This is a genomic window from Pseudoduganella sp. UC29_71, from assembly GCF_042693265.1.
Lineage (GTDB): Bacteria > Pseudomonadota > Gammaproteobacteria > Burkholderiales > Burkholderiaceae_D > Rugamonas.
Window position 1 is genome coordinate 4093941 of sequence record NZ_CP170549.1, and the last position, 22433, is coordinate 4116373.

At 65.3% G+C, this 22433-nt stretch carries 23 protein-coding genes and 2 tRNA genes; 14 read left to right on the top strand and 11 right to left on the bottom strand.

Going from position 1 to position 22433, the window contains the following annotated elements; all coding sequences use genetic code 11:
• Positions 1-61 precede the first annotated feature (61 nt).
• A complete protein-coding gene (locus ACFJI2_RS18155; RefSeq protein ID WP_377701281.1) occupies positions 62-3397 on the bottom strand; it encodes a DUF748 domain-containing protein in 3336 nt (1111 codons plus the stop codon).
• Between the two features lie 82 nt (positions 3398-3479).
• Between ACFJI2_RS18155 and ACFJI2_RS18160 the strand changes: the two genes are divergently transcribed.
• Positions 3480-4397: a hypothetical protein gene (locus ACFJI2_RS18160; protein ID WP_377701282.1), complete on the top strand. Its 918-nt coding sequence runs from the start codon at positions 3480-3482 to the stop codon at positions 4395-4397.
• Between the two features lie 17 nt (positions 4398-4414).
• On the opposite strand, the gene ACFJI2_RS18165 is transcribed toward ACFJI2_RS18160, so the two are convergent.
• Positions 4415-5098: a DUF3334 family protein gene (locus ACFJI2_RS18165; protein ID WP_377705864.1), complete on the bottom strand. Its 684-nt coding sequence runs from the start codon at positions 5096-5098 to the stop codon at positions 4415-4417.
• Between the two features lie 305 nt (positions 5099-5403).
• Between ACFJI2_RS18165 and ACFJI2_RS18170 the strand changes: the two genes are divergently transcribed.
• Positions 5404-5733 (top strand): DUF2322 family protein, encoded by a 330-nt coding sequence (locus ACFJI2_RS18170; RefSeq protein ID WP_107980485.1) that lies wholly within the window; start codon positions 5404-5406, stop codon positions 5731-5733.
• A gap of 200 nt (positions 5734-5933) precedes the next feature.
• On the opposite strand, the gene ACFJI2_RS18175 is transcribed toward ACFJI2_RS18170, so the two are convergent.
• On the bottom strand, positions 5934-6956 hold the full coding sequence (locus tag ACFJI2_RS18175; protein ID WP_377701284.1) for a GlxA family transcriptional regulator: 1023 nt from the start codon (positions 6954-6956) through the stop codon (positions 5934-5936).
• 82 nt (positions 6957-7038) lie between these two features.
• Here ACFJI2_RS18175 and ACFJI2_RS18180 point away from each other — a divergent pair, with 82 nt between their 5' ends.
• Positions 7039-7476 (top strand): DJ-1/PfpI family protein, encoded by a 438-nt coding sequence (locus tag ACFJI2_RS18180; RefSeq protein WP_377701285.1) that lies wholly within the window; start codon positions 7039-7041, stop codon positions 7474-7476.
• Positions 7467-7634, top strand: a complete 168-nt coding sequence (locus tag ACFJI2_RS18185) for a hypothetical protein (protein WP_377701286.1) — start codon at positions 7467-7469, stop codon at positions 7632-7634. Before ACFJI2_RS18180 ends, ACFJI2_RS18185 begins: the two co-directional genes overlap by 10 nt.
• 169 nt (positions 7635-7803) lie before the next feature.
• Here ACFJI2_RS18185 and ACFJI2_RS18190 read toward each other — a convergent pair.
• Both ACFJI2_RS18190 and ACFJI2_RS18195 read right to left on the bottom strand, forming a co-directional pair.
• Positions 7804-7879, bottom strand: a tRNA-Asn gene (locus ACFJI2_RS18190).
• 63 nt (positions 7880-7942) lie between these two features.
• Positions 7943-9394, bottom strand: a complete 1452-nt coding sequence (locus ACFJI2_RS18195; protein ID WP_377701288.1) for an FAD-dependent oxidoreductase — start codon at positions 9392-9394, stop codon at positions 7943-7945.
• Positions 9395-9463: 69 nt separating this feature from the next.
• Between ACFJI2_RS18195 and ACFJI2_RS18200 the strand changes: the two genes are divergently transcribed.
• From ACFJI2_RS18200 to ACFJI2_RS18225, 6 genes are all read left to right on the top strand, one after another.
• Positions 9464-10099 (top strand): TetR/AcrR family transcriptional regulator C-terminal domain-containing protein, encoded by a 636-nt coding sequence (locus ACFJI2_RS18200; RefSeq protein WP_377701289.1) that lies wholly within the window; start codon positions 9464-9466, stop codon positions 10097-10099.
• Positions 10100-10219: 120 nt separating this feature from the next.
• The gene (locus ACFJI2_RS18205) at positions 10220-10867 is read left to right on the top strand and encodes a hypothetical protein (protein ID WP_377701290.1); all 648 of its coding nucleotides are present in this window, start codon (positions 10220-10222) and stop codon (positions 10865-10867) included.
• Entirely contained in the window at positions 10867-11568 is a 702-nt protein-coding gene (locus tag ACFJI2_RS18210; RefSeq protein ID WP_377701291.1) for an ABC transporter ATP-binding protein, read from the top strand. Before ACFJI2_RS18205 ends, ACFJI2_RS18210 begins: the two co-directional genes overlap by 1 nt.
• Positions 11558-12799, top strand: coding sequence for an ABC transporter permease (locus tag ACFJI2_RS18215; RefSeq protein ID WP_377701292.1), 1242 nt, complete (start codon positions 11558-11560; stop codon positions 12797-12799). Before ACFJI2_RS18210 ends, ACFJI2_RS18215 begins: the two co-directional genes overlap by 11 nt.
• A complete protein-coding gene (locus ACFJI2_RS18220; protein WP_377701293.1) occupies positions 12792-13532 on the top strand; it encodes an outer membrane lipoprotein-sorting protein in 741 nt (246 codons plus the stop codon). The genes ACFJI2_RS18215 and ACFJI2_RS18220 overlap by 8 nt, the downstream gene beginning before the upstream one ends.
• A complete protein-coding gene (locus ACFJI2_RS18225) occupies positions 13529-14611 on the top strand; it encodes a hypothetical protein (RefSeq protein ID WP_377701294.1) in 1083 nt (360 codons plus the stop codon). The genes ACFJI2_RS18220 and ACFJI2_RS18225 overlap by 4 nt, the downstream gene beginning before the upstream one ends.
• Positions 14612-14622: 11 nt before the next feature.
• Here the strand turns inward: ACFJI2_RS18225 and ACFJI2_RS18230 are convergent, their stop codons facing one another.
• Positions 14623-15432 (bottom strand): LytR/AlgR family response regulator transcription factor, encoded by an 810-nt coding sequence (locus tag ACFJI2_RS18230; RefSeq protein ID WP_377701295.1) that lies wholly within the window; start codon positions 15430-15432, stop codon positions 14623-14625.
• 5 nt (positions 15433-15437) lie between these two features.
• The gene (locus tag ACFJI2_RS18235) at positions 15438-16520 is read right to left on the bottom strand and encodes a sensor histidine kinase (protein ID WP_377701296.1); all 1083 of its coding nucleotides are present in this window, start codon (positions 16518-16520) and stop codon (positions 15438-15440) included.
• A 161-nt stretch (positions 16521-16681) separates the two neighbouring features.
• Here ACFJI2_RS18235 and ACFJI2_RS18240 point away from each other — a divergent pair, with 161 nt between their 5' ends.
• Together ACFJI2_RS18240 and ACFJI2_RS18245 are read left to right on the top strand one after the other, a co-directional pair.
• The gene (locus ACFJI2_RS18240) at positions 16682-17296 is read left to right on the top strand and encodes a TetR/AcrR family transcriptional regulator (protein ID WP_377701297.1); all 615 of its coding nucleotides are present in this window, start codon (positions 16682-16684) and stop codon (positions 17294-17296) included.
• Between the two features lie 20 nt (positions 17297-17316).
• Positions 17317-18189 carry an alpha/beta fold hydrolase gene (locus tag ACFJI2_RS18245; protein ID WP_377701298.1) on the top strand — a complete coding sequence of 291 codons (873 nt, stop codon included), beginning with the start codon at positions 17317-17319 and terminating at the stop codon, positions 18187-18189.
• 2 nt (positions 18190-18191) lie between these two features.
• Here the strand turns inward: ACFJI2_RS18245 and ACFJI2_RS18250 are convergent, their stop codons facing one another.
• The 4 genes from ACFJI2_RS18250 to ACFJI2_RS18265 all read right to left on the bottom strand — a co-directional run bounded on the left by ACFJI2_RS18250 (position 18192) and on the right by ACFJI2_RS18265 (position 20635).
• Positions 18192-18407 (bottom strand): DUF2783 domain-containing protein, encoded by a 216-nt coding sequence (locus tag ACFJI2_RS18250; protein WP_377701299.1) that lies wholly within the window; start codon positions 18405-18407, stop codon positions 18192-18194.
• Positions 18408-18417: 10 nt separating this feature from the next.
• Positions 18418-19383 carry an SLAC1 anion channel family protein gene (locus tag ACFJI2_RS18255; RefSeq protein ID WP_377701300.1) on the bottom strand — a complete coding sequence of 322 codons (966 nt, stop codon included), beginning with the start codon at positions 19381-19383 and terminating at the stop codon, positions 18418-18420.
• A 109-nt stretch (positions 19384-19492) separates the two neighbouring features.
• The gene (locus ACFJI2_RS18260) at positions 19493-20473 is read right to left on the bottom strand and encodes a GlxA family transcriptional regulator (RefSeq protein WP_377701302.1); all 981 of its coding nucleotides are present in this window, start codon (positions 20471-20473) and stop codon (positions 19493-19495) included.
• A gap of 68 nt (positions 20474-20541) precedes the next feature.
• Positions 20542-20635: transfer RNA gene (locus tag ACFJI2_RS18265), tRNA-Asn, on the bottom strand.
• A 246-nt stretch (positions 20636-20881) separates the two neighbouring features.
• On the opposite strand from ACFJI2_RS18265, the gene ACFJI2_RS18270 reads away from it, so the two are divergent.
• Together ACFJI2_RS18270 and ACFJI2_RS18275 are read left to right on the top strand one after the other, a co-directional pair.
• Complete coding sequence (locus ACFJI2_RS18270) at positions 20882-21484, top strand: hypothetical protein (protein ID WP_377701303.1); 603 nt, start codon at positions 20882-20884, stop codon at positions 21482-21484.
• 5 nt (positions 21485-21489) lie between these two features.
• Positions 21490-22383, top strand: coding sequence for a hypothetical protein (locus ACFJI2_RS18275; RefSeq protein WP_377701304.1), 894 nt, complete (start codon positions 21490-21492; stop codon positions 22381-22383).
• The last annotated feature ends 50 nt before the right edge of the window (positions 22384-22433 follow it).

Sequence of the window (22433 nt, forward strand, 5' to 3'; positions counted from 1 at the left end):
TATATATGTCCTATATCGATGCGAACAACATTTTTTTCATGATATGTGTTATGCACCATTTTCAACGCAGGGCAAAATCCACGCCGCAGAATGACGGAGACGCCTTCGCCGTGACGATGAATATGCGTTCGGCCGGCACCGCGCCAGTGGTGGTGAGCCACTCTTTGGCGGCTTGGGCGCGGCGCGCGCCCAGGGCCAGCACGTCGGCGTCGGAGACGGTGGAATTGGCCAGCATGAGCTTTTCCATTTCTTCCGGCGGCAGCGTTTTTTGCAGGCCGATGGCGTTTTTCGGCTTGGCGAAGGTCTCGTCCTTGTACACGCGCGCCAGCAGCGCCGGGTACTCCTCCTTGCTCACTTCCACGCCGCCTTCAGGCAAAGCGCCGCGCGCTTGCAGGTCGCGCGTTTTGAGCTGGCGCACTTTGCGTTCGATGACGACATGCTTGAGCGCTTCCAGGTCGGCGGCAGGATCGACGCGGCCGGTGATGTCGAGCTTGAGGCCGGGACGCTCAGTCAGCGCCTTGGACAGGGAACGCAGCCGCGTTTCGCTGGCGGGCAGCAGGCTGGCGCGGCCGGCGTCGAAGTCCAGCTTGGATAGCTCCTCGCCGCCGCCGAACAGGGAGCCGATGAGCGCGAACGGCGCGGTCACCGTCTTGACGATGGCGTTGCCAATGATCTTGAGGATGATGCCGCCAACCGAGAACTCGGGATCGTCCAGCGAGCCGCCAATCGGCACGTTGATGTCGATGACGCCATTGCGGTCGCTCAGCAGCGCCACGGCCAGGCCCACGGGCAGCTTGGTCGCTTGCGGGTTGGTGCTTTCGCTGCCGAAGGTGAGCTGGTCCAGCACCAGGCGGTTTTCGGCTTTCAGGGCGCGGTTTTCCAGCTGGTAGGCCACTTCGAAGGTCAGCTTGCCTTTCTCGATACCGTAGCCGACGTATTTGTCGGCATAAGTGGACAGGGAGGCCAGCTCCATGCCGCGCACTTCCGCCTTCAGGTCCAGCGACAGGTCACGCTTGAGCGGGTTGATGCGGCCGGAGATCAGCAGCGGTGCGCTGTTCACTTCACCGCGCAGGGAGACATTGGCGTTGCTGTTCGCGTCCGACGACAGGCCGGAGACGGTGCCGCCTATGCCTTTCAGGTTGGCGGTGTAGTTGGGCTTGATGAAGTTGTCCGTGAAGCGCACGCGCCCGCCGGACAATACAAGCTGGCCGATGCGGATAGGCGGCAGCGGCGCCGCATCGCCTGCCGGTGCGGCGGCAACGGCGGACGCGGCCGGGCCGGCGGCAACGCCTGCCCCGGCGGCGGGCCGCGCGGCGGCCTTGTCCGCCTTGTCCGCCTTGGCCAGCTTGGCCGCCTTGGCCTGTGCGATGGCGTCCTTCGCGCGCGAGCCGGCTTCGGTCAGGCTGCGGTCCTCATTGGCGGCGCTGCGCTTGATGTCCTGCACATTGAGCCGGCCGGTGGGGTCGATAATCACACGGGCGAAAAAGTCGCTGAGCGCCACCTTGTCCACGCTCATGGCGAACGGTTGCAGCTTCACGTCCATGCCGCCGAAGGACAGCGCCTTCCAGCTCAGGAAGTCATTGGAGCTGGTCTTATCCACCGTGGCCAGGTTGTTCACGCTGGCGTCCCCTTTGAAGCCGCCCTTCAGCGCACCGTCCTTGCCGGTCTCCAGCGACAGCTTGCCCTTGGTACTGACGGCCGCCTGTGTGAAGCGCAAGTTCACGTAGTCGGTGGCGTAAGGCTGCAGCGGCAGCATGCCGATATTTTTCAGGTCCAGCGCCAGGTCGGCGTTGAACGGCTCCAGCCCCAGCGTACCGGAGATGCCCAACTGGCCGTTCTTGTTGACAGCGGCTTTCAGATCCAGCTTGCTGCGGCTGGCCGGGGCCGTGGAATAGCCCTCCACCGCCAGGCTCACCGGCGAGAGCGCAAAGATGGAAGGCTCGGCATGGCTGCGGTCCTCCACGCGCACGGCCCAGTCCTGGACGTTCAGGCGGCCGACAGTCACCAGGTAAGGCGCATCGTCCGCTGCCTTCGCGGCGGGTTTGGCGGCAGCTGGCGCAGCATCGGCTTCAACGCGCTTGCCCTGCGTGTAAGCGATGTTCGCGCTGGACGATGCAACTTCGCCGATGGCCACGGTTTTCTTGCCCGTATCCGCCACGATGCCGCGCACTGACAAGGCGAATTTTTCCACGCCGGCCTTGGTCGCGCCTTGCGGCGTGTCGTCCGCATACCGCAGCGACGAATTGGTGAGCTCCAGCTCTTTCAGCGACACCAGCGTGCCCGCCGACGCTGGCGCGGGCTTCGTCGCAGCTGTCGCTGCAGCCGCCGGCGGCGCGGCCGACGGCGCGCGTGCCGGCGCAGCGGCCGACGCCACGGCCGGCGCAGCGGCGGGCTGCATCAACTGCCCAACATTTAGCTGCCCCTTGCGGTCGCGCGCCACGTCCACGTCCAGCCCATCGAAAGCCACGCGCGCCAGATCGTAGCGGCCCGCGAATATATCCAGACTGGCCAGCTTGGCATCCAGCGCGGCCAGCTTCAGCATAGGCTTGCCGTCCGGCTGCGTCAGCGCCAGGTTCTTCAGGCTGGCGTCGCCGCGTATGATCAGCGCAGCCGCCTTGTCCTTGGGCTGCACAAAGCTCGCCGTCAGCCGCGTGCTAAGCGACGCACTGGGCAGCTTGAAATTCGGCTTGCCCGGCAAATACTCCAGATAGCGCGGCAGCGCCACGTCATCCAGGTTCAGCTCCACCAGCACTTCCTTCGACTCGCCGAACGGACGTGCCTTGCCTTTCAGGAGCAAGGGCGCGCCATTGATCTTCGCACTCAGCAAAGGTTCGACGAACACCTGCACGTCGGCCGGCATGGACGACACGAAAGGCACGCCCAGCTTCAGCCCCTCCACCGCATGCGTGGCTTGCGCCGGCCTGTCCTCGAAGGCGATGCGCCCTCCTTCGAGCTGGATATTATTGACCGCATAGCGCGCCGGTTCCGGCGATGGCGGCTGGCTCGCGGCCAGCGCAATGATGTCGTCTATGCTGTAGTGATTGGCGTCCGTGCGCACCAGGTGCACGTATGGCTGATCCAGCCGCACCTGCTGCACCACCGGCGCCATGCGCCAGATCGACTCGCCCGCCAGATCCAGCGACAGCGCATTGAAACTGGCGAAGACAGCGCCGCCGTGCGGCTCCATCAGTTTGAAGCCATGTATCTCCATCGCCAGCGTGAAGGGATTGAACTTCACCTCGTCGATGGTGAGCTGGCGGTGCAGCTTGTCGGCGGTGAATTGCTGCGCCTGGCTTTTAACAATGGCAGGCAGCGCCAGGAAGCCGATACCGGCATACAGCGCCACGGCGCCGGCGGCAACGGCCGGCACGACGCGAATTAATGTTGTTTTCTTCATAGAACTTAGTTTAGCCAAACTGCTGTGGTATTGATAGTTTGCATTTGTGGACGGTCACGCGATGATGCAGTATCTTGGCGCCATGTTGAAACCGATAGCCCGCCTTTGCATTCGCGCCGCGCTGGCCGCAGCCCTGCTGGCGGCCGGCCAGGCTGCAGCCACCGATATCGTCATATTCGACCAGCCGGTGTCCAAGGCAGACCGGCGGCGAGAATACGCGAATGCGCTGTTGAACGCCGTCCTGCAGCGCACGGTGCCCGAATTCGGTCCCTACGAGATCCGCCACGCAGCGGTGCACATGGAGCGTCCGCGCCTGTTCGAAGCGCTCAAGGACGGCAAGCTGGTCAACCTCACTGCCTATCCCGCAACGGCCAACTGGATGCGCGAACTGAAGCCGGTGCCCATCCCCATCGACATGGGCCTGCAATCCTGGCGCATCTTCCTGATCGATGCCAAGACCCAGCCCGCGCTGCGCGCCGCCCACACGCTGGGCCAGCTGGCCCGCCTGAGGGCGGGCAGCGGCAGCGCCTGGGCCACGCTGGAATCGCTGAAGGAGGCGCACCTGTCCGTGGTGACCGGCAGCAGCTACAACGGCCTGTTCCAGATGCTGATGGCGGGCCGCTTCGACTACCTGCCGCGCGGCGTGAACGAAATCTTCGCCGAATACGACACGCACAAGCAGGACTATCCCGCACTGGCCGTGGAAGAAACCCTGCTGCTGCACGACCAGATTCCGTCGCTGTTCTTCGTGGCGCCGGGCGAAACGCGGCTGCACCGCCGCATCACGGCCGGCATGGAGGCGTTGCTGAAGGACGGCTCGCTGGAGCGGCTGGTGCTGGACTACCACCGCAACGACCTGCGGCGCGCCAAACTGTGCACCCGTAAACGCTTCGAGCTGCCCAACAGGCAGCTCGATCCCGCCCTGTTCGGGCGCAAGGAATTGTGGCTCAATCCCTTTGAAGCGCGCCACGGCTTCTGCCCGGCGCTGCTGCCGCGCTGAGGCGGCAGCCTGGCAGCTTACATGCCCAGAGACTTGAGCAGCTCGTCGTTGTCTTCCTGCGACGCTGCCGAGGAGCTGTCCGAAGATGGGCTGGAGTGGTCCATGTCCATCAGCTCGTCCGGGTCCGGCGCTTCCATCGCGTCGAATTCGTGCAGGCGGATGAACTCCGTGCGGTCGATCGCCAGCTCCAGGTAGAACACATTGTTCTTCTCGGTGTAGAACGACACGCGGCGCATTTCGGGACGGTCCAGCGGCGTGTCCACGTTCAGCATCACCTGCTTGGTCAGCACCAGCATTTTCGGCTGGTTCTGCGTGATGTTGGTCTGCAGCTCGCGGCGGATCTTGCCGGTGAAGTCGCCCACGATCTGGTTCATCAGCTCACCCAGGATGTTCGACACTTCGTCCGACGTGTGCGAGCCGGCCAGCTCGGACTTGGGCATCCCCATGTGCAGCATGTAACGCTCGTACAGCTCCATGGCCGTATCCTTGCCGAAGTTCAGCACTACCAGGCCGGTAAAGCCGCCGTCGAACAGCACGAAGCAGCCGATGTCCGGCTTCAGGCCCACTTTGGTAATCCGCTGCACCATCGCAGAATAGTGCACCGTGCTCTGCGTGGCGATGTTCAGCACGCGCGTGACCGAGTCGCACAGACTGGTCAGCAAGTCCTCGGTGCCATATACAACCTTCTCATCCGTTACCATCTTCATCCCTTTTGTTTTCCATTCGCGGGCGCTGCCCGCGTGTACATATCGCAAGGATACTGGCCGGTGCTGCAGCCGTCCACCTCATTCAGCCATCTGCGGCAATTGCCGTTGCCATAATGTGCACGGCGTAGGGGAAACTCACAGCAATAGTTGATTAATAGTACTTTTTTGTAGAATTTCCGATTGTCAATATGTAGCAGGCAACCTGGCTGGGGAAGGCGGCGTTGTCTAGGGGAATGTGCGCCGGCGCCAAAACCTGTGACAATACGGGTTTAACCACACCAAACCTTGCAAGAGTACCTATGCAACTACCAAACTTCAGCGATAAATTCTCCGACAACCTCTCCCTGCTTCCCGCAAGCGATGCGGTTGCAGCAATCGAGCTTGTCGACCCGTCGGGCACGCCAGTGGCAAAGATCGAAAACAAACCGGGCCAGGCGGGATCGCTCCGGGTTTATCGCTGGCTGGGCGAAACGTTCGGCGCGATTACCCCGGAAGCAGCGGAACTGGGCCTGAAGATTTACGCGGAGCACACCCTGGATGCCCGCGCCAACCCGGGAAACCATCCCAACATCGACCGCCTGTTGAACATTAAAACGGCAGAGCACACCCTGCAGGTGAAAAGTCTGTAAGCCAGGCCTTGGCAGCCGGCGCCTGCCGCCGGCTCCTCCTCCCCAATCGCAGCAGATGCTCCGGCTTGTTCAGCGGCCATCTGTCCCGGCATCGATCCTGTTGCCCTCCAGGCGCACGCCCCGGTCGCCGAAGACCGCGCCCCCGAACAGCCGCAGCAAGTAGCGGCAGCAGCCGACGGCGTATGCGCACGCTTGCCGTATCAACCAAAGCGCGCCTGGTATTCGCTGGGCACCACGCCCAGCTGCGCGGCGAACGCGCGCCGCAGATTGTATTCGCTGCCAAAGCCGCTTTGGCCGGCGGCCCGCTTGACCGTCATGCCGCCCTGCTCGAGCAGCGCGCAGGCGCGCTCCATGCGCAGCCGCAGCAGCAACTGCGCCGGCGACACGCCCGCCTCCTGCTGCAGCTTGCGGTGCAGTGAGCGAACCGAAAGCGCAAACGCGGCGGCCATCTGGTCGACATCGATTGCCTGCTTCAGGCGCGGACGCAACCACGCCGTCAGCTGGCCGTGCAAGCCCTGCGGATCGGCCTGCGCCAGCAATTCGGAGCTGAACTGGCGCTGGCCGCCGGGGCGTTTGAGAAACACCACCATCCGCTTGGCCACGCGCAGCGCGAAGGGGCGGCCCATGTCCTCGCCGACCAGGCTGAGCGCCAGATCGATGCCGGCGGCGATGCCAGCAGACGTATATATAGGGCCGTCCTTAATATAGATGGCGTCTTCCTGCACGGTGATGGCCGGGAACTGGGCCTGCAGCTGCGCCGCGTCCTGCCAGTGGGTGACAGCGCGGCGCCCGTCCAGCAATCCGCTGCGCGCCATCAGGAAGGCGCCGGTGCACACCGAGCAGCAGCGCGCGACGGCATTCGCCCCGCCGCCGGCGTCGGCCACCCAGCGCACGACGTCCGGCGTCAGCGCAGGGCTGCTGCCGTCTTCCAGGCCGCGTCCGCCCACCATAATCAGAGTCGATCCGGCCAGGCGGCCGGTGGGCAGCGGCTCGGTCAGCACGCTTACCCCGGCGGCGGAAGCGATAAGGCCGCCGCCGGGCGACACCATACGTATTGCGTACGGCGCGGCCAGGCCCGCGTCGCGCGCCTCGTCGTTTGCGGTGGAGAACACCTGCGCCGGGCCGGTGGCGTCGAGCAGCGCGAAGCGCGGCAGCACCAGCAGCCACACGTCGATGGCGGGCGCCGGGGCGGAATCTGGGTTGGGATATTGAGCGGCGTGCATATTGGCAGATATTCAACCATCGATGTCATGTGTGTCAAGCGCGGAAATGGGAAGATACCGCCTTTGGTTTCAGGAGGCACGCATGACCCGCTCCATCGGCATCTATGTTTATGACAACGTCGAGGTTCTCGACGTCACCGGCCCCTATGAGGTATTCACCTGCGCCACGCGCGTCAGCGCCAAGACGAAGCCGGACGCGCCGCCGTTCCGGGTTCGCACGATCGGCCGCACGTCGGCGCTGTTGCGCGCACGCGCCGGCCTGACCATTTTCCCCGAGGCCGACTTCGGCGGCGCCGACATCGACTTGCTGATCGTTCCCGGCGGCGTCATCGACGCCGAACTGGCCAGGCCCGACGTCACCGCCTGGATCGCCCGCGTCGCCCGCGACTGCGAACTGGTTGCCGCAATCGGCACCGGCGCCTTCCTGCTCACGCAGGCCGGGCTGCTCGACGGCCAGCAGGTACCAGCGCAGCAGCGCGCGGCCGGGGCGCCCCCCCCGCGTTTCCCGAGTTGCGTATAGAGGGTAAGCGGCTCCTGGTCGACAATGGCGCCATCGTCGCCGCCGGCGGTGTCACGGCCGGCGGCGACCTGTCGCTGCACCTGGTCGAGCGGCTGGCGGGACGCGAGCTGGCGCTCGCCACCGCGCGCCACATGGACTACGACTGGGGTCAGCCATGAAAACGTCCGTGCCGCACCATTTCTTCCGAACTGGGCGGCGGGGATCGGCTCGCGCAGCGTCACGGTGCTTTGCGTCAGCTTGGTCACGCGCCGCTGGTACTTGAGCACGACACAATTGCCAGAGGCAATGAAAAAAGGGCCCGTGAAAAACACGGACCCTTTTGTATTCTGGCTCCCCGACCTGGACTCGAACCAGGGACCTGCGGATTAACAGTCCGTCGCTCTACCGACTGAGCTATCAGGGAATTGAGGCCCGAATTATATACGCGGGATTTCGAATTGACCAGAGCCGGTCCAAATTTTTTCGATCAGGCCAGCGCGTAGTCGGCGTAGCCGTCCGGGCGTACCAGCAGCGCGGCTGCACCGTCCAGGCCGGGCAGCGGCTGGCCAAGCGCGGCGCGCACCGTTTGCAGGCTGCCCGGCACGTCCACGCCGGCCGGGGCATCGTCGCGCAGGCGCAAGTAGAGCCAGCGGCCGCCATGCAGCCGCGTGTGCAGTTGCACTTGCTCGCCGCTCTCCAGTTGCAGCGGCCAGTCCGGCACGCGCGCGCCGGTCCATTCTTGCAGCAGGCGCCAGCCGCCCGGGGCCATGGACAGGCTGGCCGGATAGGCAATGCCGAAGCCTGATACTTCCAGCGCCAGCGCGCGGTTCGTCGCTGGATCGCGCAGCAGGCCGTTCATCAGCTGGCGCAGCGCCAGGCCGCGCGTGTCGAAGGCTGTCAGCAGCGCGGTCTGGGCCATGGTGTTAGCGAGCAGCTGCTGGCCGACGGCGCGGCGTTCGCTGTCGTAGCTGTCCAGCAGCGCCACATCGGCCTCCCCTTTCGCCACGCTGGCCAGTTTCCAGCCCAGGTTGAACGCGTCCTGCATGCCGACATTCATACCCTGACCGCCGGCCGGCATGTGGATGTGCGCGGCGTCGCCTGCCAGCAGCACACGGCCTTTGCGGTACTGCGCGGCCAGCCGCGTCTCGTCCGAAAAGCGCGACAGCCACACCGCGTCCGACAACTGCAGGTCGTAGCCGGCGACGCGGCATGCGCCTTCGGCCAGCTCTTCCAGAGTCGCGGGTTGCTGCGACGGTTCGCGGCAGCGCTGCGCGTCGATCAAGATGAGGCGGTGGTAGGCGCCGTCGCCCAGCGGCACCACCATCAGCACGCCGGCCTGGTTGACCACCGTGTGGGCCTTGCCCGGCAACGGCGCGCCGAGGCGCACGTCGCCCAGCATCGAGTGCACGGAGGCCGCGTGGCCCTCGAATGCAATGCCGGCCTGCCGGCGCACCAGGCTGCGGCCGCCGTCCGCGCCCACCAGCCAGGCGGCGCGCGCGGTGAAGGCTGCGCCGCCGATGTCGCCGGCAATGGATACGCCATCCTCGTCCTGCCACAGCTCGCGCGCCAGTGCGCCGCGCTGGAGGCGCACGCCCAGTTCCGCGGCGCGCGCCTCCAGCAGCTCTTCGGTGACCGACTGCGGTATCACCAGGTTCACGCCGTACTGCGGGTCCAGCACGGAAAAATCCAGCCGCGTGTCCAGCACGGCGAAATGGCCGATGCTGAACGGGAGCGCGCGCTCACGGAAGCGCGGCGCCAGCCCGCGCAAGCCCAGCATCTCCAGCGTGCGCCCGTGCATGCCCATGCCGCGCGAGTTGGACACGCGCTCGGCGCGCCGCTCAAGCAGCAATACGTCCAGCCCCGCCAGCCGCAATTCGCAGGCCAGAGTCAGCCCCACAGGGCCGCCGCCCACCACGATCACATCCGCCTCCAGCTTCATATTTTCTCCAATCTAACAACGTTAGGTATAGTAAACTAACACCGTTAGACAAACGGTGTAAAGAAAAAAATGGCCATACAAAAAAACGCGGTGATCGCCAAGGCGCTTGACCTGCTGGATGAAACGGGCCTGGACGGCCTGACGATGCGCCGCCTGGCGGATGCGCTGGAGATCAAGGCCGCCTCGCTGTATTGGCACTTCGCCAGCAAGCAGGTGCTCCTGGACGGCATGGCGGATGCGCTGATGCAGGACGTGGCGCGCAACGTGCCAAACGCGGAGAACTGGCAGCAGAGACTCATGGCGGTAGCGGGTGAAGTACGGCGGGCCTTGCTGGCGCGGCGCGACGGAGCGCGCGTATTCGCCGGCACCTATGTGGTGTCCGAAAACGTGATGCGCGTGGGCGAGGCCATGATGGCGCCCCTGCACGAGGGCGGCGCCCATCCGCGCACCGCCTCATGGGGCGCGTTCGGCATCATGTACTTCATCCTCGGCTTCGTGATTGAAGAAAGCGGCGTGTCGCCGGAACAGATGGACGCCAGGGAGCTGCTGCGGCGCGGCGCCGACTTCGCCAGCAAGCACGCCATGTTCCCGCACCTGACAGGGGCGCGCGAACACATTTTCGATCCGGATTTCGACGCCCGCTTCGTCTTCGGCATGGAGACCATGATCGCGGGCCTGACCGCCCGCATCGCCGCCGAGGCCTGACAATCCGGCGCCGCGCCCTGCCCGTTTCGGCGCCGCCAAACCCTGTTTCGTCGCAAGCCGGTGGCTGCCGCTCCGATTGATCCTTAGCCTGACGCTATCGATCAACCACCGGAGCACACCATGAAACGAACCATCCTCGCCATGCTGCTGGGCGGCGCCTGCCTGCTGGCTTCCGCCGCGCCCCAGGAAATGGCGCCCGCCGGCTTCGTCCAGGCCCGCCAGCAGTTCCAGGCCGGCGCCGCAGGCGACAATGGCGCGCGCGACGCGGCGGCAGCCGCCTTCCAGTCCCTGGCCGCCAGCCATCCCGGCCACCCGCTGCTGGCCGCCTACGACGGCGCCGCCACCACGCTCAAGGGACGCGATGCGCTGCTTCCCTGGAACAAGATGAAGTTCGCCGAAAGCGGCGCGGACGCCATCGAAAAGGCGCTGGCCCAGCTCACGCCGGCGCATGACGAGGTGCTGTTCGGCGGCGCGCCCGAAAGCGTGGAAACGCGCCTGGTCGCCGCCAGCGCCCTGCTGGCCCTGCCGGACTTCATGAACCGCCGCGCCAGCGGCCTGCGCGCGCTGGACGCGGCGCTGAAGTCCCCCGTGTTCGCCCAGTCCCCCGCCCCGCTGCGCGCACGCCTGCTCGCGCTGGCCGCCAAACAGGCCGCTGCCGACAAACGCAGTGCCGACGAAGCCGGCTATCTGCGCCAACTGGCGGATGCCGCGCCGCAGTCGCCGGAGGCGGCCAAGGCTGCTGCGCGCCTGAAAGAGCTGGGCCAGTGATGCGCGCCTCCGAACCCTTGATGTCGCTACGCGGCGTAGGCAAGTCCTACACCCTGGGCGGCAATACGGTGCATGCGCTGCGCAACGTGGAACTGGCCGTCGTGCGCGGCGAAATCGCTGCCATCACCGGCCCGTCCGGCAGCGGCAAGAGCACGCTGCTCAACCTGTGCGGCCTGCTGGACCAGGCCGACTGCGGCGAACTGCTGTACGCGGGCCAGCCGCTGCTGGCAGCGGACGAGGCACGCAAAACGCTGTTGCGCCGCCAGACCATAGGGTTTGTGTTCCAAAGCTTTAACCTGGTGCCGGTGATGAGCGCCTATGACAACGTGGATTTCCCGCTGTACCTGCTGGGCGTGCCCGCTGTCGAGCGTTCGCGCCGCGTTCATGCCGCGCTGGCGCGCGTGGGCCTGGATGGGCTGGGCAAGCACCGTCCGGACCAGCTGTCGGGCGGCCAGCGCCAGCGCGTGGCGATTGCGCGCGCCGTGGTCAAGCAGCCGCAGCTCGTTATCGCGGACGAACCCACCGCCAACCTGGACGCAGCCACCGCCGCGCAAATTGTCGGCCTGATGAAGGAACTGGCGCGCGAACACGGCACCACCTTCCTGGTGGCCACCCACGACGAACGCATGATGCGCCACTGCGACCGCGCGCTGGCGCTGGCGGACGGCGTGCTGCTGCCAGGAGACCGCCATGCTCACTAAATTCAAATGGCTGTCGATGGCGCTGAAGAACGCCATGCGCAACCGGCGCCGCTCGCTGGTCACACTGGCCATCACCGCCACCGGCACGGCGGCCGCGCTGCTGGGTGGCGGCTTTGCGCTGTACACCTACGAGTCGCTGGCCGAAGCCAGCGCACGCGACACAGGTCACCTGGTGCTGGCCGCGCGCGGCCACTTCGACGGCGTGGAGAACATGCCGCTGGAGCATGGCTTGCAGGACGCCGCGGCGCTCACGCATCGCTTGCTGGCGCGGCCGGAAGTCAAGCGGGTGCTGCCCCGCCTGCAGTTTTCGGGGCTGGTCAGCAATGGCGACAAGAGCGAAATTTTCCTCGGCACAGGCGTGGACGCTGCGCAGGAATTCCTGGTGAAAGGCCCGTTCATGAAGCGCGAAGCGGGCGAGCTGCTGGACAACCAGGCGCCCGGCAAAGGCCCGGGCATGGTGATCGGCAAAGGCCTGGCCAGGATACTGAACGCACGGCCGGGCAGCGTGCTCACGCTGATGGCCACCACCGTGAACGGCAGCCTGAATGCGGTGGACGTGAACGTTACCGGCATCGTCAGCACCGGCATCTCCGACATCGACAAGCGGCTGGCCATGGTGGACCTGGCTACCGCGCAGGCGCTGCTGCTGACCAACAAGGTGAGCACGCTGAGCGTCTACCTGGACGATATCGCGCTCACGGACGCCAGCGCCGCCGCCCTGCGCGAAGCCGGCGCCGGGAATGGCCGTGCATTGGAAGTGCGCACCTGGCTGCAGCAGGCAGTGTTTTACCAGAGCGTGAAGGGCCTGTACGACCGCATCTTCGGCTTCCTCGGCGCCATCGTGCTGGTGATCGTGCTGTTCTCCGTCACGAACACGCTGGCCATGGCTGTGCTGGAGCGCACGCGCGAAATCGGCACCTTGCGCGCCATGGGCGCCACGCCGGGCGAAGTGATGCGCGTGTTCACGCTGGAGGGGCTGGCACTGGGCAGCGGCGGCGCACTGGCAGGCATGCTGCTGGCCGGCGGCGTGGCGCTGTTCCTGCTGCTGGCCGGCATCCAGATGCCGCCGCCGCCCGGCCGCAGCAACGGCTATCCGCTGATGGTATCGGTATCGGCGTCCATGTATGCGGGCACGGTGCTGGCGGTCGCTCTGCTGTCGGCTGCAGCCTCGTGGTTCATCAGCCGCAAGGCTGCACGTCAATCCGTTGTGGAGGCGCTCGCCCATGTTTAAGCAACTTATCATTGCCGCGCTGCTGGCAGCAGCCGGCCACGCCAGCCACGCCGCTGCGGCGGACGTGGAGGCCATACTGAAGAAGGCAGATTCCTTCCGCCTGCCGGACGCCTCGGCGCAGCTGGACACGCTGGTGCAGACCTTCAAGGACGGCAAGCCGGACAAGGAGAAACGCTACCAGGTGCTGGTGCGCCCCGGCGGCAAGTCGCTGGTGCTGTCGCGCTCTCCCGGCGAAGCAGGCCAGAAGGTGCTGATGTCCGGCGACGACTTCTGGCTGCTGGTTCCCGGCAGCGCGCGTCCGCTGCGCATCACGCCGATGCAAAAACTGCTGGGCGAAGCGTCCACCGGTGACATTGCCAACATGACCTGGGCCGGGGACTACAGCGGCGCCGTGGTGCGCGAGCTGGAGGTGGACGGCGTACTGTGCCTGGAACTCGCCCTGGCGGCGCTGCGCAAATCCATCAGCTACCAGCGCGTGGTGCTCCACGTGGCCAAGAGCGACTACCGGCCGGTGCATGCCGACCTGTTCGCGGCCTCGGACCGCAAGATCAAGCAGGCCCGCTACGGTGTGGAAACGCGCAACGGCCGCACCTCCGTCACGCGCATGACGTTGATCGACGAGATCCAGACCAGCCGCGAAACGCAGGTCCACGTGCAGAGCAACAAGCCGCGCCAGTTCGGCGACGAACTGTTCAATCCCATGTACCTGAGCCGCAACGACGTGGCGCCATGATGCGCGCACTCGCACGCACGCTGGCGGCGGCATGCGCGAGTGCTTGCCTGTACACCGCCACGGCCGCCGCACAGGAAGGCGCCACGCTGAACCTGCGCGTCCAAGCCGAGTCGCTCGACGCCGGCGATGATTACATCGGCCGCAGCGGCCGCAGCGGCCGCACATTCGAGCATGCCGAACTGCGCTGGCAATACAACGCCCCCTGGCGGACCGCCGTGCGCGGCGTGCTCACCGCGCGCAAAGACAGCGGCGGCGGTAACGGAGGCGGCAATGGAGGCGGCATCACGATCAACGAGCTGTCGCTGGAGCGCCCGCTGGGCGCGGGCTTCCTCACTGCCGGCAAAAAGGTCATGAGCTGGGACGTGGGTTACGCCTTCCGCCCGCTGGACGTAGTGCAGCAGGAAGACCGGCGCGCAATCAATCCAGTCACGCTGGAAGGCGTACCCATGCTGGCATGGGAAGCCTTCGACGCCGACCGCGCCCTGACGGTAGTCCTGTCCAACCCGGGCCGCAGCCGCCAGGACCAGCCGCGCGACGACGGTTCGCTGGCCGTGCGCCTGTACCGCCAGCACGGCGCGCGCGACGAATACGCGGTGCTGCGAATCTCGTCGCGCAACGGCGTGGAAGGCGGCGTCTCGTTCTCGCAGGTCGCTTCGCCGGAATTCGAACTGCATGGCTCTGTCCTGCTCCAGCAGCGGCATGACGTCTGGCTTGTCAGCCGCACCGCTGCCCCGCACTGGCAGCGCAGCGCCGGCAACAACGGCGGCGGCAAGGCGCTGGCCGGCTTTACCTGGACCAATGAAGCCAAATTCTCGGTGCTGGGCGAAGCGTGGCTGGACCGCACCGCGAGCGCGCAGCAGCAGCAAAATCTGCTGTTGCGCGCCGCGCAAGACAGCGGCGACTTCGACGTATCGGCAGATGTCCTCTGGCAGCCGCAGAACGGCAGCAAGATCGCCAGCGTGGGCGTGTCGTGGAAGCCTGGCCCGTGGCTGTTCAGCGCGGGCGTGCGCCGCTACGGCGGCATCGCCGGCAGCAAGGTGCGCAGCATCGCCGTGGCGGCCGCGCAGTATGCGTACTGATGCAGCGCTGCCTACATCTGCCGGAACAGGTGCGCGTACAGCGGGCTGACTCGCACGCGTTCGGCGCGATGCTTCAACATCAGCGACAGCTTGCCCGCCTCGTCGCGCACCGCGCTCAGCACGCAGGCCGAATTGACGATGGTGCCGCGATGGACCTGCCAGAACAGCTTGTCGTCCAGTTGCGGCAGCAGCTCCTTGAGGCTCATGCGTATCAGCGCCTCGCTGTCGTGCGTGACCACGTTGACGTACTTGTCCAGCGCCTCGAAGTACACCACGTCACCGACAGGTATCATGCGCACCTGGTTGCCCACGGCCGCGCGGATTACGCTCAGGCGCTCGACAGGCGCTGACGGCGCTGCGGCCGCACCGCCCTGCAAGGACGGCAGCAAGGCCCGCATCTGCCCCAGCAGCGCTTCCATGCCGCCTTGCTGCTGCGGCGCCGCCAGCCGCCCCTTCAGACGCTCGATGGTCTTGCCCAGCCGCGCATCGCTGATCGGCTTCAGCACGTAATCGGCCGCCTCGCGTTCGAAAGCCTGCACCGCGTACTCATCGTAGGCAGTGACGAACACGATCTGCGGAAAAGGCCTGGCGCCAGTCCACTGCTCCGCCAGTTCCTCCGCCGCCTCCAGCCCGGTCTTGCCCGGCATTTTTATGTCGAGGAACAGCACGTCCGGCTGCAGCGCCAGCGCCTTGTCCAGTGCATCCGCGCCGTGCGGGCAAGTGGCGACCAGTTCAGCTTCAGGCCACAGGCGCTTCAGCGCATGCGCCAGCGTGGCGGCCAGGATAGGTTCGTCTTCGGCGATGAGTACGCGTATGGTCATGGTGATCAGGCAGGGAGAGTAATACGGGCAATGGCGCCTTGCGGCGCCGCAGGTTCCAGTGTCAGCGTGGCGCGCTCGCCGTACAGGGCGTGCAGGCGCTCGCGCGTGTTGGCCAGGCCAACGTTGGTGCCGTCCTTGCCGGGGCCGGCGTCCGGGCCACGGCCATTGTCCTGCACCGTCAGCGACAGCACGCCTGCGTCCAGCTGCGCCGCCACGGCCAGATGGCCGCCTTCAATCTTCGGCTCCAGGCCATGGGCGATGGCGTTCTCCACCAGCGGCTGCAGCAGCATGGGCGGCACAGCCATGTCCCGCAGCGCGGACGGCAGCGTGAATGCATAGCTCAGGCGCTCACCCATGCGGATGCGCATCAGCCCGAGATAGGCCTCCATCAGCGCGAACTCCTGCGCCAGCGTGGTGCTCTCGGCGCGCGACGACGTGAGCGTGGCGCGCAGATACTGGATCAACTGCTCCAGCATCTCCTGCGCACGCGGCGGGTCGATGGCGATCAGCCCCTGCAGGTTGGCCAGCGTGTTGAACAGCATGTGCGGCTCGATCTGCGCCTGCAGCGATTGCAGCTGCGCCTGCAGCGCCTGGCGCGCCACGGTCTCGGCGCGGGCGCGCTCCTGCGCCAGCGCGGCTTCGGCGCGCAGCACGCGGTCGCGGCTCGTAAAGAAGACGGTGGCGGCGGCTGCCGCCAGCAAGGTGAACACCATCAAGCCGGCAGACAAGCTGGTGCCGATGCTGCTGCTCCAACTGCCCATCGAATAGCCGAGCAGCCAGCCGCCCAGCCGCAGGCCCAGCGTCTGCGCAACCGGCACGGAAACGCCCACCACGAGCAGGAACGGCAGCCACTTCGGGCGCCGATGCTCGCCCCACAGCGCCAGCCGCGTGCCGTCTATCATCAGGCAGGCAATGGTGCCGATGCAGGCGGAGATCAGCCAGTTGGCCAGGAGGCCGCCGCCCATGCCCAGCAAATACGTGGTGGCCAGGCCGCAGAACAGGTTCAGGCCCTGCGCGTACAGGCAGTCTGTGGCCAGGCGGCGAAACGGGAAACCGGGCCTGACTTCGGCAATGGCGGTAGTGGACATGGCGGCGCAACTTGGGGACGATGGCGCATTGTCCCGGCACATTGCGCAATTGGCAACCCCGGTGCGACGAAAACGCCCTGGCGCGGCGTGAAACCCGGCACGGCCGGAGCGAAACAGCGCCGCGCTTGACTAGAATTAAATTCTAGAACAATATTCTAGCCATGAATACCATTCCATCCATGACCGCCGCAACAGAGCGCAAGTCGGCCATCCTGTCCGCCGCCCTCGCCGTCTTCGCCGAAAAAGGCATCGAGGCCGCGACCATCGACGACATCCGCCAGCGCAGCCAGGCGTCGGTGGGCAGCATCTATCACCATTTCGGCACCAAGGAAGGCATCGCCGCCGCGCTGTTCATGCAGGGACTGGACGACTACTGGGCGCAGCTCATCGAGCGCACCGCGCAGGCGGAGGACGCCGAGCGCGCCATCCACGCCATGATCGCCACCCATCTTGAATGGGTAACGGCCAACCCGGAACTGGCGCGCTTCCTGTTCTCGCGGCGCCAGGCGGTGGCGCCCGCGCACGAACAGGACGTGCGGGAACTGACCGCCGGCCACTTCAAGACCTTGCTCGACCTGCTCAAGCCCTGGTTCAAGCAAGGCATCCTGCGGCGCCTGCCGCACGAACTGTACGCCCCGCTGCTGCTTGGCCCCGCGCAGGAACTGGCCCGCCACTGGCTCAGCGGCCGCGTGAAGCTGGACCCGCGCAGCGCCATCGATGAACTGGCCGGCGCCGCCTGGCGCAGCCTGGCCGCCGAGCCTTCCCGCAGCTGGTAGTCCAAACCACGGAACCGCACATGACACGCACCCGCCACCTCCTGCAAGCCCACGACGGCCACGCGCTGGCCGCCTACTGCCACGAGCCGCAGCAGGCGCCCCGCGCCACCGTGGTAATCGCACCGGCGATGGCGGTGCCGCAGTCCTTCTACGCGGACTTTGCCGCTTTCCTCGCGCGCCAGGGCTACCGCACCTGGACCTTCGATTACCGGGGCATGGGCGAATCGCGCAACGGCGCCATGCGCGGCTGCAAAGCGGACATCTCGGACTGGGTGGCACGCGACTATGACGCCGTGGTGCTGCATGCGAGCCGTGCGCAGGAAGGCCTGCCGCTGTTCGTGCTGGGCCACAGCCTGGGCGGCCAAACCGCCCCGCTGCTGCCGTCGGCGGCGCGGGTGACGGGCCTGGTCAACATCGCGGTCGGCAGCGGCGCGGTGCGGCACAACCAGCCCGCCGTGCGGCGCCAGGCGCCGCTGCTGTGGCATGTGCTCACGCCGCTGCTGTGCCGCCTGTTCGGCTACTTCCCCGGCCGCCGCATCGGCATACTCGGCGATATCCCGCGCGGCGCCATGGAGCAATGGCGCAGCTGGTGCCTCACGCCCGATTATCTGCTGACCGGCGAACCCGGCGCGCGCGAAGCCTACGCCCGCGCGCCGTACCCGGTGCTGGCCCTGACCTTCAGCGACGACGAGCTGCTGCTCGAAGCCGGCTCGCGCATGCTGCACGACGCCTACCGCACGGCACCAGTGGATTACCGCGTCATCGCCCCGCAGCAGTTCGGGCAGCGCCGCATCGGCCACTTCGGCTTCTTCAAGCCGCACCAGGAAACGGCGCTGTGGCCGCTGGTGAGCGAATGGCTGGCGCAACGGGCAACAACGGATGCATGCGCATAAGCTCAGCGCTGCAACGTCCTTTCCACGTTGATGCGCGCCATCGCGAAGGCCTGGCGCAGCACGGCCAGGTCGCCGATGTGGTTGGACAGCAGCAGGATCAGCTGGGCGTTCAGCATTTTGCTTTGGCCTTCATCCAGGCCGTTGTGCGAATCGCTCAGCATGTCGTAGAAGTCGTCGAAGTTGTCGAGATTGGAGCCCAGCGTTAAAGGTGTGTTCATCATCGCTGCCTCACGCCGTCAGGATGCGGCCGGTGGCCAGCGCGTACACGGTGCGGACAGCCAGCACGGCAACCGACACTGTCAGCAAGAACAGCAGCACCATGGCGATGGCGCCGAGGCCCTTGCCGCCGGCCGAACCGGAATAAATCAGCGCCGAGTTGCACAGCGCCGCCATCGGGAAGCCGATGGCCCACCACGAAGGCGAGAACGGCGCCGGTTTCGAGGCCAGGCGGTAGCAGACGATCACGAACAGGAACAGGCCGAAATAGAACAGCAGCGCCGCGAACATGTCCACCTTTTGCACCAGGTTCACGTAGGCGATGAAGCCCACGGCGAACGGCGCCACCAGGATCATCTTCGACGGACGCATGCCGTCCGCCAGCGGCGAGTGGTGCACCAGGCGCGAGAAGATCAGGATGAAAAACACCACGGCGCTGACGCCGCCCACGGCTGCCGCCAGCAGGTTCACTTCGTGCGTCCACTCGGACGTGAAGGCGCCGCCAGTGACGACGATATCCAGGCTGCCCACGCCGGCGATCAGCCACGCGGGCACGGCGCTTGCCGCCGCAGCGTTGCCGTTCAGGAGGCGCGAAATCATGACCACGGCCAGCGCCAGCGTCACCGCGGCGCCTACGCCCCACACCACCAGTTGCAGGTCCGCGCTGTACGCGCCGATCACGCTGGAGAGCAGCAGGATGCTGATGCCGACGGTGCCAAAGAAGCTGCCGATTACCGGATGCGCAAACTCATCGCGTACCAGCTCGGGATGCCGAAGCAGCTTGCCCAGGTAGGAGAGGCTCAATACGACGAACACGATCAGCGCAACGGCGCCGATGGCATTCGAGACGGCGATATCGGCGCCATAAGCCTTGCTGGCCAGGCGCCAGGCCAGCGACAGGCCGGCGATGCTCATCACTGAGCCGAACAGGCTGACGGGTAAATATCGGATGGATGGACGTGCTTGGGCGGATTCCATGATGACTCCAGTTGAGATAACGTGGAGGCATTGTGCATGAGCGATTGCGGCCCGGGATGAGGGGTAGCCGCAGTTGACCCAAAACCCGCACCGCTTGTCCCAAAAGCGGCTATTCGGCTGCCGCATCCTCGTCGGCGCCGGTGCGGAAACGCTCGCGGTACTGCTTGGGCGTGGTGCCCATCTGGCGCGAAAAGCTCATCCGCATCTGCGTGGCGTTATGAAAACCGCATCGGAACGCCACCGTTTTGAGCGGCACGTCGGTTTCCTCCAGCAGCTTGCGCGCGAAGTCGATGCGCACCTGGTCCACAAACACTGACGGCGTCACATTGGCATGCTTGGCAAAGGCGCGCGAGAAGGTGCGGCGGCTCACGCCCACCGCGTCCGCGATGTCCTCGATGGTGAGCGCGTCGCTGATATGGTCGGTCACGTAGCGCAGCACCTTCGACACCAGCGAGTCCTCGTCCGGACCGACGGCAAGATAGGGGCTGTACTGCGACTGCCCGCCGTCACGGCGGATGTAGACGATGAGGCGCTTGGCCACTTTCATGGCCAGCTCGTGGCCCCAGTCCTCCGCGATCAGCGCCAGGCACAGGTCGATGCCGGCCGAGACGCCGCCGCACGTGAACAGGTTGCCATCGCGGACGAAGATCTTGTCCGGCCTCACGTTCGCGTCCGGGAACTGCATGGACAGGCGTTCGGCGTGGTCCCAGTGCGTGGTGATCTCGCGGCCCGCGACCAAGCCGGCGTGCGCCAGCAGGAACACGCCGTTGCACACGGCGCCGAAGCGGCCCACGTTGCGCACGCGCTCATTCAGCCATGCCAGGAAGGCCGGCTCGGGCTGGTACTCGGGATAGCGCGGGCCGCCGGCCACCAGCAGCAGGTCGCTGTCGGCGTTGAAGTTCGGGTAGTCGCAATGGACCTTGAACTCTATGCCGCTGGAGCACAGCACGCTGTCCGGGCGCCCGCCCACCAGCGTGATCTGGTAATGATCTTTTTCCGGCAGCAGGCGGTTCGCCTCGGCGAACACATCCAGCGGACCCGCCACGTCCAGCGCCTGCACGCCATCCAGCACCACCAGCGTCATCTTCATCAGCTGCCCTCAACGAAAGGAACAATGCAAAAAGCCCAACCGGTAAGGGCTGGGCTTTGCAAGAATTCTGGCTCCCCGACCTGGACTCGAACCAGGGACCTGCGGATTAACAGTCCGCCAGCCTTTTCGCCGCAAACCCGCATGAATGCTGGCTCTCAGCGAAATCCGTGGGGAATATTTCTCCGAATTCTAGCATTTTCTTGCCCGGGAGATCCTAAGCTTCCCTCAGAATATTCCCCACGTCTATAGCTGCCAAAAAATGCCTCGGCCACGGTTAAGGACTACAAGAACGTCATAGGCAAGTCGAGTTCCGAGCCTGACGCAAGCCAACGAGCACTTGAAATCCCAGCACATGTCCTTATTATGAGTTGAAATCGTTTCCAAAATGCAAATTCCAGAGAGATCTCAATGATAAGCCCTGTTGAAATTAGCGCTTCCGAGCAAGACCGTCCATTCTGGCTGAGCCAGGGCCTCGCCAGCAAGAACGCAGACGAGGTTGCGGCAGCAGATATTCTAATAGTGCCCCTCAAGGACTTCCGGGAAGGAATTCCATTCGCGTTCCACCAAGATACCATTGCCGTCGCGCGATTTCTCGGCAAGGCCCTATCTGGCAAAGCGAGCTTGGAAGTGCTCGCCGACGACGACGAGTTCGTCGAGCTGATGCTTCATAGCGCGGAATTCCGCTTCAGCACGATCATCGTCAGCTACCTGATTGCTCCACTGGTGGTTGGCTTGCTGACGAACTATCTATACGACGTACTCAAGGCCAAGCCTGGCGACAGTGTGGAGATGAACCTGATCGTCGAAGATCAGCAATGCCGCTCGATGAAAGTGAACTTCAAAGGCGATGCCAAGGATTTCAACCAGATGGCCGACAAGGTCGGACAGCTTTCCCGAGAATGCGCTGCACTGGGGCCTGCGACTAAGGCAAACAGCACGCCGCGTATTCCGGCATCCTCAAAGGCGAGCGCCAACGGGCAGGTTCCTTCGAACGACCGCAAGAAGCAGTAGATAGCATGAACAGCGAAAACGTTCCAATGTCCCGCGACTCGATCCTGTCGGCGAGCGAGGCACTCAGCCTGCTCGAACGCCCGGAAACGCCTAATCCCGCCGCAAGGAATCCCAGGTTCGCGTCGCGGATAGCGGAATCGAAAGCTGCCGCTGTGGAGGCAGGCGACCAGGAAGAGGCGAAGCGATTCTGGATAGCTGAGGCCATCTCCCACTCCCAGCTCATCTTCGAAAATGCGTTCGAGCTGATGAAAGAGCACAGATTCTACGATGCCTGGTGCAAGCTTGAGGAATGCGAGATAACGATTGCCTCGCTGGAACGGCACTTCGCCGTGCGGCCGCCGGATCGGCACCGCATCGGTTACATACGCGACATGGTCGAGCGGTGGCAGTCACTCTATCCGTACAAGATCTTCTTCAGTCCGGAGATCCTCAAGCAGCGCGTCGAGTGCAGTATTTGCGATACCAAGGTATCCCTGCGCAATCCGTGCGGCCACGAGAAGGGGCAGATCTACGACGGCGAGCAGTGCTATCACATCGTCACCAAGTGCGAGTTCCTCTCGATATCTGCCGTGGAGAACCCTGTCCAAAAGTATTCGGTAGGGTTCCTGGCGTCCGAAAACGGGAGTGGGCCGAGGGACCATTACGATTACGCTCATCCGAGATTCGCTATCGACCGCCTGGCATCGCCCTACCACGGCTGGTACACAGAAGACCAGACCCGGACCATACAGCAGTCGTCACTGTCGCACCATCCGCCGAGTGCCCGCTGCCCATGCGGATCAGGCAACGAGTTCGGCTGTTGCTGCAAGTCCAAGCCAGAAGTTGTAGTACCGCACCTCCAGTTCATCTTCAGTGTCCCACCGCCTCCGGAACTTCCGCAAGAACAGATAAATATCTAAATTCCGGAAGCCAAGAATCTCTTCACGGAAGTATTTCCGCTCGCCTAGCG

Coding starts and splice junctions, on each gene's coding strand:
- ACFJI2_RS18230 (WP_377701295.1), bottom strand. CDS start 15,432: ATGACCATACGCGTACTCATCGCCGAAGACGAACCTATCCTGGCCGCC.
- ACFJI2_RS18210 (WP_377701291.1), top strand. CDS start 10,867: ATGCGCGCCTCCGAACCCTTGATGTCGCTACGCGGCGTAGGCAAGTCC.
- ACFJI2_RS18270 (WP_377701303.1), top strand. CDS start 20,882: ATGATAAGCCCTGTTGAAATTAGCGCTTCCGAGCAAGACCGTCCATTC.
- ACFJI2_RS18195 (WP_377701288.1), bottom strand. CDS start 9,394: ATGAAGCTGGAGGCGGATGTGATCGTGGTGGGCGGCGGCCCTGTGGGG.
- ACFJI2_RS18240 (WP_377701297.1), top strand. CDS start 16,682: ATGAATACCATTCCATCCATGACCGCCGCAACAGAGCGCAAGTCGGCC.
- ACFJI2_RS18275 (WP_377701304.1), top strand. CDS start 21,490: ATGAACAGCGAAAACGTTCCAATGTCCCGCGACTCGATCCTGTCGGCG.
- ACFJI2_RS18220 (WP_377701293.1), top strand. CDS start 12,792: ATGTTTAAGCAACTTATCATTGCCGCGCTGCTGGCAGCAGCCGGCCAC.
- ACFJI2_RS18245 (WP_377701298.1), top strand. CDS start 17,317: ATGACACGCACCCGCCACCTCCTGCAAGCCCACGACGGCCACGCGCTG.
- ACFJI2_RS18255 (WP_377701300.1), bottom strand. CDS start 19,383: ATGGAATCCGCCCAAGCACGTCCATCCATCCGATATTTACCCGTCAGC.
- ACFJI2_RS18260 (WP_377701302.1), bottom strand. CDS start 20,473: ATGAAGATGACGCTGGTGGTGCTGGATGGCGTGCAGGCGCTGGACGTG.
- ACFJI2_RS18155 (WP_377701281.1), bottom strand. CDS start 3,397: ATGAAGAAAACAACATTAATTCGCGTCGTGCCGGCCGTTGCCGCCGGC.
- ACFJI2_RS18250 (WP_377701299.1), bottom strand. CDS start 18,407: ATGAACACACCTTTAACGCTGGGCTCCAATCTCGACAACTTCGACGAC.
- ACFJI2_RS18180 (WP_377701285.1), top strand. CDS start 7,039: ATGACCCGCTCCATCGGCATCTATGTTTATGACAACGTCGAGGTTCTC.
- ACFJI2_RS18160 (WP_377701282.1), top strand. CDS start 3,480: ATGTTGAAACCGATAGCCCGCCTTTGCATTCGCGCCGCGCTGGCCGCA.
- ACFJI2_RS18225 (WP_377701294.1), top strand. CDS start 13,529: ATGATGCGCGCACTCGCACGCACGCTGGCGGCGGCATGCGCGAGTGCT.
- ACFJI2_RS18170 (WP_107980485.1), top strand. CDS start 5,404: ATGCAACTACCAAACTTCAGCGATAAATTCTCCGACAACCTCTCCCTG.
- ACFJI2_RS18205 (WP_377701290.1), top strand. CDS start 10,220: ATGAAACGAACCATCCTCGCCATGCTGCTGGGCGGCGCCTGCCTGCTG.
- ACFJI2_RS18235 (WP_377701296.1), bottom strand. CDS start 16,520: ATGTCCACTACCGCCATTGCCGAAGTCAGGCCCGGTTTCCCGTTTCGC.
- ACFJI2_RS18215 (WP_377701292.1), top strand. CDS start 11,558: ATGCTCACTAAATTCAAATGGCTGTCGATGGCGCTGAAGAACGCCATG.
- ACFJI2_RS18165 (WP_377705864.1), bottom strand. CDS start 5,098: ATGGTAACGGATGAGAAGGTTGTATATGGCACCGAGGACTTGCTGACC.
- ACFJI2_RS18175 (WP_377701284.1), bottom strand. CDS start 6,956: ATGCACGCCGCTCAATATCCCAACCCAGATTCCGCCCCGGCGCCCGCC.
- ACFJI2_RS18200 (WP_377701289.1), top strand. CDS start 9,464: ATGGCCATACAAAAAAACGCGGTGATCGCCAAGGCGCTTGACCTGCTG.